The sequence below is a fragment of the Caballeronia sp. LZ029 genome, from assembly GCF_031451275.1.
GTDB lineage: Bacteria > Pseudomonadota > Gammaproteobacteria > Burkholderiales > Burkholderiaceae > Caballeronia > Caballeronia jiangsuensis.
Genome location: NZ_JARUXO010000004.1, coordinates 1,593,564 through 1,607,286, shown reverse-complemented (window position 1 = coordinate 1,607,286; position 13,723 = coordinate 1,593,564). Strand labels below are relative to the sequence as shown.

Sequence of the window (13,723 nt, the reverse complement as noted above, 5' to 3'; positions counted from 1 at the left end):
CGTGCCGACGTATTCAATTCGACGCACTCCCGATGGCGAAACTCCTTTCCGATTCCGAATTCCTCCGATTCACCGAACTTCAGCAAAAGCAGGCGAACTTCACGATCACGTCCGACGAAGCCGATGAGCTGCGCGAGATCGTCGCGCGTGCGCAGAAAACGCGCGACGATCGCGCGGCCGCGATGCACGCGATCGAAACGTATATCGCGCAATTCGACATCACGCCCGACGAGCTTTTTTCGGCCGAGCAGATCGGCGATGCGGCGCGCACTTTCGGCCTGATTCCCGCCGCGAAGAAGGAGCGCACGCTGCCACCGCAACTGACGCACAACGGCAAGCCGTATCAGTGGACGTCGCGCGCATTGCCCGAGGACATCCGCGTGCCGCTCTTCGACGCGTTCACGTCGGGTCAATCGGTCAAGCCGTTCATCGCGACATTGAAGGACACGTCGCGTTGTGCATTGACGATCGCGCGGCTCGAAAAGGAAACGGGAAGTACGTACGCCGAAGCATTGCTCGACGAGCTTTCGCTGTCGCGCGCTCAGATCGACGAGGCGCTGACCAGGCTCGTGGCCTAATCCGCGCGCGGCTGTGCCGGTGTATCGCACAGCCGCATCCTGAAACCGACGACGCCCGGATCTTCGGTCTTCGTCAACTCGAAGCCAGAATTGCGTGCGAGCGCGATCATGCCGGCGTTCTCGCGCAAGGCTTCGCCGACCATCCAGCGCGTGCCGCGCTTCTTCGCGTAGTCGATGACGCGCGACAGAAGCAGCGAGCCCAATCCCCTCCCCTTCATATCCGAGCGTGCGGCGACGGCGAACTCGGCGGTCTCGTTGTCGGGATCGGCGATCGCGCGCGCGACGCCGAGCGTCTCGCCCGTGCCTTCGCCATTCGCCCGCGTGACGATCAGCGCCATCTCGCGGTCGTAGTCGATCTGCGTCATGCGCGCGAGTTGCGAGTGATCGAAGCTGCGCACGGCGCCGAAGAAACGCAGACGCAAATCTTCGGCGGTATTGGCGGCGACGAAAGCCGCATGCGCTTCTTCGTCTTCGGGGCGAATCGGCCGCACGGTGACGCGCATGCCGCGCCAGTCGAGCGTCTCTTCGAGACAGCGCGGATACGGCACGATCGCAAGCGGCTTGCGATGCGCGCCGAGCGTGAGTTGCGGCTCGTGAACGGCAACCGAATCGCGCGTGACGCGGAGGGTGAGCCGCAGCGCGACGATTTCCTCGACATAGCAAACGAGTTGCGACAGCGCGGTCAGCGCGTTGAGCAGCGTCTCGGCGGGCAGCTCGCGCGAGCGCGGCGAGCGCATGACGAGATCGCGCGACAGCACGGGGTTGAGCGGCGGTAACGCGAACTCGTGAAGCGCGTCCGCGAGTCCGAGCGCGCCTTCGGCCCTGAATTCGAAGACCGGACCGAACACGCGATGATTGAGCAGCCGCGTCTGAATTTCGACGGCATCGCTCGTGAGCGAGTCGGGCGGTCCCGGCTTAACCGTGATGCCGAAGCGAGCGAACACGCGCGCCGCACGTTCGCCATTCAATTCGGCGATGCCGTTTCCGAGCGCGCTTCGAATCTCGCATTGCGCGGCGTCGATCTCTTCCGGAATGTCGACGGGGAGGCCGTCGGGGGTTTGCATCAACAGTTCGCGGCCTTGCCGGAAATCGACGAGGCGCGCGAAGCCGCGTGCCAGCCGATGCGGCGTTGTGTGCACCGGAATGCCGTTCGCGTGCAATTCGTCGCGCGTGGCCGAATCGACGCAGCCGAAAAAGCACGCCAGCAATCCGCGATAAGCGTGACGCCGTTCGGCGATCAATATGCGCGCGACGTCCGCGACGGGCGCGGCGTGCGTCGGAGCATGCACGACAAACACGGTGCCGGTTTCGCGATGGGACGCGAGCGCTTCGAGCGCGGCGCCGAAGTCAGCGGGCGTGGCATCGTCGCCGAGAAGAAGCGGGTTGCCCGCACGGGCGCGAGGCAGCGCGGCGGCAACGGCATCGCGCGCGGCGGTCGGCCAATGCGCGAGGTCATCGCCCGAGGCGCTGAACGCGTCCTGCGCGAGCGTCGCGACGCCGCGGTCGCTCGTGATGACGGTCGCAACATCGCTCGCCGCCACTCGGCCGATGCCGAGCGTTTCGATTTCGTCGAGCAGGTCGTCGAGTGAATCGACACGGACGAGTCCGGCACGACGGAAGGCCGCGCCGTAGAGACGATCGAACGGATCGTCGCGACCGGTGCGCAGCACGAGAACAGGTTTATTTCGCGCCGCGGCGCGCGCGGCGGACATGAACTTGCGCGCCGAGCGGACGGTTTCTATGGCGAGCAGGATTGCGCGCGTCGATGCATCGCTCGCGAGGAAGTCGAGGATATCGCCGGAATCGACATCGGCTTCATCACCGAGCGCGACGATGCGCGAGAACCCGAGCCCACGCGCGCGCGCCCAGCCCAGCACGCCGTTCGTCAGCGCGTTCGACCCGGATACCCATGCGACGCCACCCGATTTGACGCTACATGCGGGCGCGCCGAGACATGCGCCGATCGCGGGCGTCACGACGCCGAGACTGCCAGGCCCGATGATGCGCACGAGGAAAGGACGGGCGGCCGCGAGCGTGCGAACGGTCCATTCATCGGCTTCGGCGGCGAACGATTGCTGCTTGTCCCGCGATGATGACGCCCTTCCGCGCTGCGTCGCTTCGCCGACGATCACTACTGCTTTCGTTCCACGCCGGCCCAGACGCTCGACGAGATCCGGCCACGTGCGCGGACGTGTGCAGAGCACGGCGACGCTCGGCGCTTCGGGCAGGTCATCGACGTCCGCATACACGGTCTCGCCGCCCAGCAATTGATGCTTCGGATTGACGGGCCACAGGGCGCCGTTGAATCCCGCGCACTGGACCCGCGTCCATACCATCTCGCCGACGCTGCCCACACGCGACGAGGCCCCCACTATAGCGATCGATTTCGGCGCGAACAGGATATCCAGGTTGCGAACGGTCATGACGGCTCCGGCGCGAGCGGCAGTTGGGTCAGCGCTTAGGATAGGCGATTTTGTTTTGGGGGTGATGGCTGTGATTGGGCGCCGCCGGGGCGACTTTATGCGCATAAAGTTTGGCGGGCACGGAACGGGTTCGCTGGCCGGATCCTTCGTGGCTCCGTCACCGTCGACACGGCTGTGGCGACTTTATGCGCATAAACCTCGGCCGAATGGCTAACGAAGTTCATTTGTTGCGGTTTATCACTGGAAAAATAACTACGCCAATGTAGAATTCAACGAACTTCAAAATTCGGAGCAAAACGTGGCGGCGGAAATCATAGCGATCACGCAGCAGAAGGGCGGTGTCGGCAAGAGCACGATTGCGATGCACCTCGGTGCGGCCTTTCACGAAAAGAAGAAGCGTGTGCTGGTGGTCGACGCGGATGGTCAGAACACCTTGATACATTGGTCGAGCGCCGCATCGGATGGATCGAGCGGCATTCCGTTTCCGGTCGTCAATCTGTCCGAAGCGGGAGGGCAGATCCATCGCGAGATCAAGAAGTTCGTCAACGACTACGACATCATCGTGGTGGATTGCCCACCGTCGATCACCGAGAAGGTGTCGGGAGTCGTGCTGCTGGCGGCGAGCGTCGCGGTGATTCCGACTTCGTCGTCGCCGGCGGACTATTGGTCGAGCGTCGGTCTCGTCAAGCTCGTGCAACAAGCACAGGTCATGAACGAAGACCTACGCGCTGTCTTCCTCCTCAACAAAACGGAGGAGAAGCGCATGCTCACACGCGAACTCAAGGTCGCGCTCGAAGAACTCGGCTTCCCCTTGCTCAAAACCCAGATCCCCACACGCGAGTGCTACAAGCAGGCGATGGCGCTCGGAGTAACCGTGCTTCAAATGAGCGATCGAGGGTCGCGCCTGGCGGCGGCGGAAATTCGCGCTGTGGCGGATGAGATCCTCGGCATGCTCGCCTGACTTTATGCGCATAAAGGACCCTGTATGAAACCATCCCAGTTTGCGAAGGGCTTCAAGGCTCGCCCCGATTCGACAAGCAGCGAGAAGCGCACAGCGCTCGATCGTCTCAATGCGATCGATGGCATCGTCGACATTCAGCACGCAGGGCAGGCTGCCGCGAATGGTCGATCGAGCGCCTTCGTCGCCGAAGATCCCGCCGACGTCAATACCGGGCCGGAATCCGACGAATATCGGGCCTGGAGGCGCGCCAACCGTTATACGAGCGGCCAAGTGATCGAACTGCCGCTCAAGTCGATCAAGCCCAGCCCGTTCAACCCGCGGCATTTCTATCTCAAGACTTCCATTGCGGAACTGGCCGTCAACCTCGCGAAGCAGGGACAGCAGCAGGCGATTCACGTCATCCCCGACTATGAAAGTCCGGGGACGTTTTTCGTCAGCGATGGCGGCCGGCGCGTGCGAGCGCTGAAAGAGGCGAATAAGGATACGGTCAAGGCGGTGGTCGTCGATCTGTCGATCGGCATTCAGAGCTACAAGCTGGGTTACGACCTGAACGTTCAGCGCGACTCGCAGACCGTCTTCGACAACGCGGTGGTCTGGCGGCGCTTCCTCGACGAGCAGCATTTCCAGAGCCAGCGCGAACTGGCGGATCACCTTGGCCTCGACGAGTCGACGATCGCCGTGGCGTTGTCGATCGCGAAGCTTCCCGAAAACGTCATGCACGAGATGGTCGCGCGACCGGACCGATTCGGCTCGAACATGGCCTATCAGATCGCCCGCTATCACACGGCCCGCGGCAGCGACGCCACGCTTCGGCTTATCAACAAGATCACCTCGGACGATCTGAGCACGCGCCAGGTCGCCGACATCGTCAAGGGTCGCGCGAGCGCTCAGGAAACGCCGAAGACGCCGAGCCGTCAGCGCTATGCGCAACGTCTCGAGATCAAGCTGGATGGCATTGCGGTTGGCGATCTGAAGTCATACGGTGAAGATCGTCTCGAACTGCGTTTGCGGGGTTTGTCGCGGGAGAAGCGCGACGCGCTGCTGCATCAGATCGAACTCATGCTTCAACCGGCCGACGCCGAGAAGTGATGCAGCGATGGCCGCGGAGATGATTCTCCAGCGGCCTTTTCTGGGAACGTTGCAGCCGTTCCTGCGGCAGAAGCCCTCATGCAAAGAGATCAGCGCGACTGACTCAGCGTAAATGCCAGCAAGTCGCCATCCGTCGGCTCGCCCCACGTCCTTCGGGCCAGCCAGTCGAAGAAGGATGTCTCGGCAAGCTTCGAATCCAGTCCGCGCTTGCGCCAATCGTCGCGCATGTGTGTACCCAGGCCCGGCAGCACATCTTCCTCGAACGACTGGCGCGCGATCTCCCGTTCTTCCTCACCTTGCTCGTCGTACAGCACGCGCGCTTCCTTGCGACGGTAAGCCGAAAATTCGCTCAGCAAGCGGGCTTTGAGATCGTCGGCGCCGGAAACGGTTGCTGAGGTACGCGTCGTCGTACCGCTCGTTGTCGGCGGCAGCGCCTCGACCGGCGGCGCGTAGCCCTTCTTGAGCGCATCCTTGAAAAGAGCCGCTGCGCTGCGGACCGGCGGCAAGGTCGTGCTGCGCATGCGCTGCTCTGTCATCTGCAAAGCGGCGCGGATACGGTTTTCCTCACTGTCCGCGTAGAGCGTCTGCGCGTCCTTTAGCGGAATGCCGATCTTCACCATCCGATCCACGAGCGTGCTGTCGAATACGTTCGGATGTTCATCGAGCGCGAGCATCGGCTGCTTGCGCTCGGTCACGCGGAACTGAATTTCGGCGACTCGCCGTCCTTCACGATGTTCGACCAGCTCGACGAAGATGTTCGTCACCGCATTCACTTCGGCAATCGCGGGACGCAGATAGTCGCGTTTGAAGTATTTGTACTCGCGCTTGGCTTCGTCGCCGGCTTCGGTGTCAGGGGTGCCGGAAAGAATCGGCCGCCACCACTCCCACGTTTCGCGCATCGTCAGATGACTGGGATTGGTCAGATAGCGAACGCAGATTTCGTAGAGCGCGAGGCCCGCGCTGCTACGCAGCTGGCTTTGGAATTGGAGGCTCAGCCGCGCATATTGGACGGGGTCCAGCAGCTTCTTCTTGATCTTCGGCGCAAACGAGAATTCGACCCATACGCGGCGTGTCGTCGGATCCTCGAGGATTTCGGCGTCGGCGATCAGCGTAGAAATTCCCCATTTCCGACCGGGCTTCTGGCTCGATGTGCCAGTACTCCACTCGACCTGCACTGACACCATGCGACGCAAATGCTCTTTAACGAGTGCGGTATCGTTCGAATCGAATGCGGAGTTCGCGACGATATCGGATAGCAGCGCGCGATATGTGTCGCCGGCGTCGTCGGCTTGCTGAGCGACCGCGAGAAGCACGTTGAAGAGCTTTCTCGTGAGCAGCGTGATCTTGCCGCTTTTCGGTTGAATCGCAATGGCCTCGACCGCCTTGCGCAACTCCGCCGAACTCGGGCTGACTACGTCGGTTTTCTTTGCGCGCTTTGTGGCCATGAAATGGTCAGGATCGATATTGCGAGCAAGGATACCGAGCGGGGTGAACCACGTCTATAGGGGAGTCTTCACCTTTGCGGGGTGATGACGGGCGGAACGATTCGACTCACTGCGGTGCGCTCCCGTAAACCCTCACCGCTCACCGATCGCATTCCTCTCATATATGCAGACTCCACGCGGGTAAACGAATTGCGGCAATCCTGGTGCATGTCCGGGACGGTCGAATGAGGGTCCCGAAAACCCTCACCCTAAAAATTTTTTGCATGTCGCCGGCTGTGGCGCGCCAGAGACAGCACCGCCGCCGGCCACGCTTTAGCCCGGAATTGGCCCCCTCGCGGTGCACATCTGGCGACGGGAGCACTCACTTTTGGTTGGCGACGGATGGACAGTCCCGGAAATCCTCACCTTTGCACAACGCCGTTCAGGCTTATACGACATTTCGCGCCTTGATCCAAGGCGCGCTGCTACGAAACAGCTCCTGAAAACCCTCACCTTGACGGCTTTCGATGTTGTACTGCGTCATCTGAAGGAAAGCCCATTCGCTCCTGAAAATGCTCACCTTTGCGGACAGGCTCTGAAAAAACACGCCATTCCAGGCACTTATCTCGCTTTGTTCACGTAATCAGGAGCAAGCACGCTCCCGCAAACTCTCACCAATCGAAGCGTCGTCACCCGCTGCGCCAATGCCCACTTCTCCCGAATTTGCTCACCATATGTTGGTGCGTGTACGCTGATCTTCATCTATATCATTGATTACAAGTGATTTTTCGTGTCCAGATGTCATTGAGATCATCACTTCTGACCCGTCGTGCGCAAACCCCTTCCCGCATTACCTCACCGTTGAACCACGGCACCTTCATAAAGAAATCGCAAAACGACCTTACTTCAACTCCTGAAAACACTCACCTCAGTGACAAACATCGACGAATCTTGGCTTCGACGTGCAGTCCCGAAGTTCAGCCCGGCCGATAGTCCGCTTTTCCACTCCCGCAAACTCTCACCTTCGAGCCAGAATGCGGCAAATTCGGGGTTCGCGGCGTACAGGAACCCGAAAAGCCTCACCTTCATCCCAGTCTGTTTCCCGCAAACTCTCACCGGTCGGTAAAACATACCCGTTTTGATGCGTGAACACCGTCTTTCGCGTGCTCCCGAGAAGCCTCACCTTTCCACATCGATTGATCGCACGAAAAATTCGACACATCAATGCTGCCATGGGAGTTTTCTCCCGGATCCGCTCACCGGCGGGTTTACGCGCTCTCCCGAACCCGCTCACGATCGTTCCCGCGACTCCTCACCGAGAATCCCGAAGTCCGTCACCGATCCCTCCCGGAGAGCTTCACCATAGTTCCCGTACAATCTCACCTGACCACCGGCAAAGCCTTATCCCATAAGGCTTTGCCTTGGCGTTAACTGGGTTAACAAGGGTTCAAGGGTGTTTACTTCTAATACTCTCAAGCGTCACTGAGTCTCTGCGAATAGAGCATCCAAACCGAAAACGCGTGAAACAACGACACAAAACGGTATACAAGCTAAAATCGTCGCCAAATCATGCGGTTGCAGAGACAAGCTCAGGATGTTTCACGATACGCCCCATCGCGTATAGGCCGATTCGATCTAAACACAGAAAGTTTTCGATCTGAAGTACGTCCGCAGGTCAAGCTGCTAAATCAATCACGTTTGACACGTAAAACGTTATGATCGTGACGTTGAACTGCCCATTTATCCGCCATGAATCAACATACCCGCGACACTCTGCGTCAAGAAATCGAGGCGATGCGAAGCGCAGGCGCCCGCCGACAGGATCTTTCCCAACACGCGTGCAAGCGACTTTTTTTCGATCTCGGCATCCGTCCTTCAGTGATGACCGTCCGCGAACTCACTCAAACGGGCAGCGCGAGCGACATCCCTAAAGACATCGAAGCTTTCTGGGACAGCCTACGCTCGGCGCTGCGCGTGCGAATCGATGCCGGCGCGATGCCGGAGTCGCTGCAGCAACGCGCGGGTGAACTGCTGGCGGTGCTCTACGACGAGGCTCAAAAACTGGCACTTTCCGCCCTCGACAACGACAAGGCCCGTCTCGACGCCGCCGTGCAAGCTGCGCAGGCGCAGATTCGCGATGCCAACGCGCGCCGCGAAGCGATCGAGCAAGCCCATCAGCGTGCCGAGGCGCGAGCCGAAGCAAGCGCAGCGCAGATTGCCGCGCTGGAAGCCGACCTGAAGGCGCTGCGCAATCAGGGATCGGGCGCTGAGGCGGGCTTACGCGAAATCATCGCGCGTTGCGAAAAGGAAAATGAGACGCTGTCGGAACGCCTGCAGAACGAGCAGGAGTCTGCTGCGCGGCTTCGCGATCGTATCGACGAACTGCAGGACGAGTTGCGCCACAATACGGAGCACTACGCCCAGCAGATCAAGGATGCAATCAAGGAAGCCGAGCGACGCGTTCACCCGATGCTGGTCGAACTCGATTCTTTGCGTGGCATGGCGGCGACCTATCAGGCGGGCGCCCGTGAGGCGAGTCAGAAAGAATTCGATTTCATTCAACAGCTTAGCGCCGCGAGGAGCCGCGCCGATCGACTCGAGTCCCAGGTTCGGGCACAGTCCGACGAAATCGATGCACTCGTTATCGAGCGCGACGCACAGCGAGTGCAGTCCGGGGCCAGTGCGGAAGTCGGTGCGTTGATAGCGTCGCTGGCGACCGAGGGCCGCTTGAGCGCGACCGAGATCGCCACGCTTGGAACACAAATGGACGGGCACATCGTTGCCCCGACCGCCTGTCCCGCATGCGAGGCCGGCGAACCGGAACTCCAGCGACACGAAGACGAGTACGAACTTTCCTGCCCAAACTGCGAGCGGACGTCGGGCGCGGTGTCATCCAAGCTCGCTGCCGTCGACGGCTTCCTCCGATCGGCGCGTGTCGGCGCAACGGATCAAAGGTGAGAGTTTTCGGGATCGGTGGCGGGTCCGTGCGAACCCGCGTCCGGCGTGCCACTGGCGCGCGCCTGAGCGATATCCCGCTCCCGTATTTGCTCACCCATCCATTCCTGCCACGCGCGAAGCAGTCGATGAACGGAGATCGTCTGCTGAAATCCGAGCCATTGCCCCACGCGATCGGGGTCCGTTCCATCCTCGAAATGTTCCGCGGCGTAGGTGTTGCGCAACGTCTGCGGACTCGCCCGCGCGACGCGTGACGCCGCGATGCCGGACGCGGCCACGACTGCGTCGATCGCGCGCAGCATCGTCGCCTTGTGCATGGAGCGCCCCGACGGCGCCGCCGGGAACAGCAACTCGCCCGCGAGATCCGCCGTCTTGCGCTCGCTGATCCAGTTATCGAGCAATTCGATGGCGAACGGCGCGAGCCGCGCTTGCCGTATCAGCAGCGGATTCGCCGCATCGACGGTGATGTACGGCGCGCCCGCCGCGTAGCAGTCGACGGTCAACTGCGCCGCCTCGCCCGTTTTCACGCCTCCGCCCAGAAATACGGCGACCAGCGCCCGGTCGCGCCGCTCGCGCCAGCGCTGCGCGCCCGGCAACGCGCCCATCGGCGAAAAAAGATGCGCGACGAGCAGCGCGCGCTCGTCGTGAGTCAGAAATCCGGTCGGCTCGTTGTCGCGCGCCTTGCGCCATGCCGCGTCGCCGTCCTGGGCGATGAATCGCGCCGGATTCGTGGCCGCCGATTCCACTTCCCGCACGTGATCCAGCACGCGCTCGATCAGTCTCAGGTAGCGCATCCGCTGCGGACGCCGAATGTCCAGTTGCGCGACGAACTGCTCGATGACGGGACGTTGCACCGTATGCAGCGTCGCGCGCTTCGCGGCCAGCCATTCGAGAAAGTTGCCCCACTGCGCGCGATACACATCGGCCGATGACGCCCGGAACGACTGTTGGGCGAGCCATGCATCGAATGCGGCGTGCGGATCGGCCTGCCAGTCGGCGCGCTGTTGGTCGAAGAGATCGGAAGTGTTCGGCATGGTGTCAGAAGGCGCGTTGCGCGCTGTGTTGCACTGCGCACAGGGTCGGGCTTCGAGCGCCGAACGTCAAGCGAAGGTGTTCGCCGAAGTGTCGATCACTGTCTTGCCGCGGAGGCGTTTCGTCACTACTGTCGTCCATACGGCTTCCTTCCACCCGCAAGCAAAAGAGCAAGAAGGAGTGAGCGATGGCCCGTCAATCCTGGCAGGAGCGCCGCGCGTTGGGACGCGCCGCGCGTGAGCGCACGCCGCGCGGCGCGCACGATGCGATTGGCGACGTCGATCGCGATCCCATCGAACTATTGCGGATGAGCAGCGAAGGTCGTGTCGATGCGCTGATTCCCTTGCGCTACGGCCGGATGCTGGTTTCGCCGTTCACTTTCTATCGCGGGAGCGCGATCTTGCAGGCGCATGATCTGGCTACCACGCCTGACAGCGGCATCGCGATCCAGATTTGCGGCGACTGTCATTTGTCCAACTTCGGCGGCTTCGCGACGCCCGAGCGCGCGCTCATCTTCGATCTCAACGACTTCGACGAAACCGCGCTCGGCCCCTGGGAGTGGGATTTGAAACGACTCGTCGCGAGCTTCACGATCGCCGGCCGCCATCTCGGCCACGGCAATCTCGCCGCCGACGAGTTCGCGTTTCTCGCCGCGCGCAGCTATCAGACGCATCTGCGCGCATACGCGGAAATGAGCGTGCTCGATCTCTGGTACGAGCGCATCACCTTCGATCGCATGTACGACGCCGTGCAGAACGAAGACGCGCGGCGGCGGATCAAGCGCGGCATCGAACGGGCTTCGCGCCGTACGCACGAAACTCGCCGAGCGAACCGGCGACGCGTGGCGCATCCGCGATGCGCCGCCTGCCGTGTTCCACATTCGCGGCCAGAGCACGTTGATCGACAGGAACGATGGCTGGATGACGCTGAAAGGCAGCCCACAGGAGATTTTCGGAGCGCTCATTCTGAAGTACGTGGCCACGCTGACGCCGGAGCGCGCGAGGCTGCTATCGCAATTTACGTTGCAGGACGTCGCGTTCAAGGTGGTGGGCGTGGGCAGTGTCGGCACGCGTTGCCTCGTTTTGTTGCTTACCGATCACCACGACAAACCACTTTTCCTGCAGATGAAGGAGGCATCGACATCGGTTGTCGCGAGATACGCGAACCATGCGAAAGACGCCGACGATTCCGGCCACGACGGTCAGCGCGTCGTGCACGGACAACGGCTGATGCAGGCGGCCACGGATCCGTTCCTCGGCTGGGCGACGGGGCCTCTCGGACGTGCGCTGTACATCCGTCAGTTGCGCGACATGAAGATTTCCCCCGAACTCGAAACGTTCAGCGACGATGCCTTTCGCGAATACGCCGCACTGTGCGGCTGGGCGCTTGCCCGTGCGCACGCGAAATCGGGCGGACGCGCGTCGGACATTTCGGGCTATCTCGGCAACGGCGACCGTATGGCGGACGTGCTCGTGCGCTACGGCCGCGCGTACGCGGATCAGGTGGAGAAGGATTACGAGGTGTTTCGCGCAGCGTGTCGGGATGGCAGGCTCGAAGCGCGTTCCGATGCGGATATGTCGGCGGACTTTGCGCCCTGAAGCGATTCGATGCCGGATGAGATGACCCAAGGCACGCGGTTCTCGCCGCGTGCCGGGCGGGTGCGCGTCAGTGCGCGGCGATGACGGCCTGCGGTTGTCGCTGTCGGGCCGCGCGCTCGTAGGCGTCCACGGCGAAGCCGAAAACAGCAGGCAATGCATCGGACGATGCGACGTCGACTACGTCGTCGGTTTCGGGGAAATGGAAGTCGTCGGGACGCGCGAACAGTTCGCGCAATGCGGCTTCGTGCCGTCCGGCAAATCCGAGGTCCGCCACGGCCTCGGCTTCGATCGCATGCAGCAGCCGCCAGGTCAACGGCACGCCTTTGTCGATGTAACGCCCCGCTATCTGCCGCGTGATCTGCTCCAGGTCACGCACAGCGCGGGCAAACTGTCTCCTGCTGAGATTCTCGCCATTCGACTCCATGATTCACCCCCTTCGCCAACTGGTCTTATTGTACTGTATAAACATACAGTACTTGTTGCAATGAAACTAGCGTCGCGCTACTCGACCCGGGTGTATGTGCGATTCCGCCTACGTGCGTTTCAGACATCCACTGCTATGCGTGCCGGCTAACGAAGCGCATCGTAGAACCATGCTTAGGAAATCCCCTGAGCGGAACGCGCAGACACTACTGCGTTCGTTCGACGGCACTGCGCGGCCAACAGCGCTGCAAACCACGGGAGAACTCACATGAACAAGGATCAAGTCGAAGGCGTCGGCAAGCAGGTGAAGGGCAAGATCAACGAGGGCGTCGGGAAAGTGACCGGCGACAAGGCTCAGGAAGCCAAGGGCGATCTGCAACAAGCTGCGGGCAAGGTCCAGAAGGGCGTGGGCGATGCGCGTGAAGATCTGAAGGACGCAGTGAAGAAGCCGTAAGTCAGGCGCATAAGCGCCGCGATGGCGGCGCTGCTTAAAGCGGGACGCACTCGACGTGCGTCCCGCTTTTCATTTCTGGCGGCGGGACTTTGTGCGCATAAAGTTGCCTTGGTGGCCCCGCATCAGCCGTGAATCACCACCAGAAGCGCCTTGGCGTCGGCGCGGCCCACGTTGCGGATCGCGTGCCCTTCGTCCGCTGCGTAACGTGCCGTTTCTCCCGCTTTGAGCCGGCGCGTCGCACCCGACGCATCCACTTCGATCGATCCGTTCAGCACCGTGAGATGCTCGCGCGTCCCAGGCTCGTGCGCATTCGACGTGAGCGCAGCTCCCGATTGCAGCGTGAGTTCGTACCATTCGAACCTGCCGGCGAGTTCTATCGGTCCCCAAACACGCAGTTGATAGCCACCGTTATCGCCGGTCAGCGTCGGTATTTCATGCGGCCCTGCGACCCGGATCGCTTCAACGGGCCGTTGCTGCGCGAACAATTGATCCAGGCTGATGCCAAGCGCGTTGGTCAGCCGCCACGCGACCGCGATCGTCGGATTCGCCTTGTCGCGTTCGATTTCCGAAAGCATCGACTTCGACACACCTGCCGTCCTCGATAGATCGTCGAGTGTCAACTTCCGTTCACTGCGCAGGCGTTGAATGATCTCTCCGACGCGCGGTGGCGTTGCGCCTGCTCCCGCGAGATCGCTAGCTTTTCCTTCTGAACCCGTGCTTGCCATGAATCGATCAATCCCTTAAAGTGTTCGGTATATCGGAAATACGTTCGAAATATCGAACATG

Annotated in this window: 10 protein-coding genes and 1 pseudogene; 6 read left to right on the top strand and 5 right to left on the bottom strand. The window is 61.6% G+C overall.

What is annotated here, in order from left to right; all coding sequences use genetic code 11:
* Positions 1–32: 32 nt before the first annotated feature.
* Positions 33–578 carry a hypothetical protein gene (locus QCE73_RS33295; protein WP_309885209.1) on the top strand — a complete coding sequence of 182 codons (546 nt, stop codon included), beginning with the start codon at positions 33–35 and terminating at the stop codon, positions 576–578.
* On the opposite strand, the gene QCE73_RS33290 is transcribed toward QCE73_RS33295, so the two are convergent.
* A complete protein-coding gene (locus QCE73_RS33290; protein WP_309885208.1) occupies positions 575–3,001 on the bottom strand; it encodes a GNAT family N-acetyltransferase in 2,427 nt (808 codons plus the stop codon). The two genes, QCE73_RS33295 and QCE73_RS33290, sit on opposite strands and share 4 nt — an antisense overlap.
* A 298-nt stretch (positions 3,002–3,299) precedes the next feature.
* Here QCE73_RS33290 and parA point away from each other — a divergent pair, with 298 nt between their 5' ends.
* Both parA and QCE73_RS33280 read left to right on the top strand, forming a co-directional pair.
* On the top strand, positions 3,300–3,962 hold the full coding sequence (gene parA / locus QCE73_RS33285; protein WP_035502737.1) for a ParA family partition ATPase: 663 nt from the start codon (positions 3,300–3,302) through the stop codon (positions 3,960–3,962).
* A gap of 24 nt (positions 3,963–3,986) precedes the next feature.
* Positions 3,987–5,051 (top strand): ParB/RepB/Spo0J family partition protein, encoded by a 1,065-nt coding sequence (locus QCE73_RS33280; RefSeq protein WP_309885207.1) that lies wholly within the window; start codon positions 3,987–3,989, stop codon positions 5,049–5,051.
* Positions 5,052–5,140: 89 nt separating this feature from the next.
* Here QCE73_RS33280 and QCE73_RS33275 read toward each other — a convergent pair whose 3' ends face one another.
* The gene (locus QCE73_RS33275; protein WP_309885206.1) at positions 5,141–6,496 is read right to left on the bottom strand and encodes a replication initiation protein; all 1,356 of its coding nucleotides are present in this window, start codon (positions 6,494–6,496) and stop codon (positions 5,141–5,143) included.
* Positions 6,497–8,224: 1,728 nt separating this feature from the next.
* On the opposite strand from QCE73_RS33275, the gene QCE73_RS33270 reads away from it, so the two are divergent.
* The gene (locus tag QCE73_RS33270; RefSeq protein ID WP_309885205.1) at positions 8,225–9,433 is read left to right on the top strand and encodes a DNA-binding protein; all 1,209 of its coding nucleotides are present in this window, start codon (positions 8,225–8,227) and stop codon (positions 9,431–9,433) included.
* Here QCE73_RS33270 and QCE73_RS33265 read toward each other — a convergent pair.
* Positions 9,424–10,464: a tyrosine-type recombinase/integrase gene (locus QCE73_RS33265; RefSeq protein WP_309885204.1), complete on the bottom strand. Its 1,041-nt coding sequence runs from the start codon at positions 10,462–10,464 to the stop codon at positions 9,424–9,426. The genes QCE73_RS33270 and QCE73_RS33265 overlap by 10 nt on opposite strands.
* A gap of 185 nt (positions 10,465–10,649) precedes the next feature.
* Here QCE73_RS33265 and QCE73_RS33260 point away from each other — a divergent pair.
* Positions 10,650–12,060, top strand: a pseudogene (locus QCE73_RS33260) (DUF2252 domain-containing protein).
* Positions 12,061–12,127: 67 nt separating this feature from the next.
* On the opposite strand, the gene QCE73_RS33255 reads toward QCE73_RS33260, so the two are convergent.
* Positions 12,128–12,484, bottom strand: coding sequence for a DUF2471 family protein (locus QCE73_RS33255; RefSeq protein WP_035502759.1), 357 nt, complete (start codon positions 12,482–12,484; stop codon positions 12,128–12,130).
* 267 nt (positions 12,485–12,751) lie between these two features.
* On the opposite strand from QCE73_RS33255, the gene QCE73_RS33250 reads away from it, so the two are divergent.
* Entirely contained in the window at positions 12,752–12,937 is a 186-nt protein-coding gene (locus QCE73_RS33250) for a CsbD family protein (protein ID WP_035502761.1), read from the top strand.
* A gap of 122 nt (positions 12,938–13,059) precedes the next feature.
* Here QCE73_RS33250 and QCE73_RS33245 read toward each other — a convergent pair whose 3' ends face one another.
* Entirely contained in the window at positions 13,060–13,662 is a 603-nt protein-coding gene (locus QCE73_RS33245) for an XRE family transcriptional regulator (protein ID WP_309885203.1), read from the bottom strand.
* Between the last annotated feature and the right edge of the window lie 61 nt (positions 13,663–13,723).

What these genes read in the sequence shown, in the direction of transcription:
- QCE73_RS33295 (WP_309885209.1), top strand. Translation starts at nt 33, where the DNA reads ATGGCGAAACTCCTTTCCGATTCCGAATTCCTCCGATTCACCGAACTT.
- QCE73_RS33290 (WP_309885208.1), bottom strand. Translation starts at nt 3,001, where the DNA reads ATGACCGTTCGCAACCTGGATATCCTGTTCGCGCCGAAATCGATCGCT.
- QCE73_RS33280 (WP_309885207.1), top strand. Translation starts at nt 3,987, where the DNA reads ATGAAACCATCCCAGTTTGCGAAGGGCTTCAAGGCTCGCCCCGATTCG.
- QCE73_RS33275 (WP_309885206.1), bottom strand. Translation starts at nt 6,496, where the DNA reads ATGGCCACAAAGCGCGCAAAGAAAACCGACGTAGTCAGCCCGAGTTCG.
- QCE73_RS33270 (WP_309885205.1), top strand. Translation starts at nt 8,225, where the DNA reads ATGAATCAACATACCCGCGACACTCTGCGTCAAGAAATCGAGGCGATG.
- QCE73_RS33265 (WP_309885204.1), bottom strand. Translation starts at nt 10,464, where the DNA reads ATGCCGAACACTTCCGATCTCTTCGACCAACAGCGCGCCGACTGGCAG.
- QCE73_RS33255 (WP_035502759.1), bottom strand. Translation starts at nt 12,484, where the DNA reads ATGGAGTCGAATGGCGAGAATCTCAGCAGGAGACAGTTTGCCCGCGCT.
- QCE73_RS33250 (WP_035502761.1), top strand. Translation starts at nt 12,752, where the DNA reads ATGAACAAGGATCAAGTCGAAGGCGTCGGCAAGCAGGTGAAGGGCAAG.
- QCE73_RS33245 (WP_309885203.1), bottom strand. Translation starts at nt 13,662, where the DNA reads ATGGCAAGCACGGGTTCAGAAGGAAAAGCTAGCGATCTCGCGGGAGCA.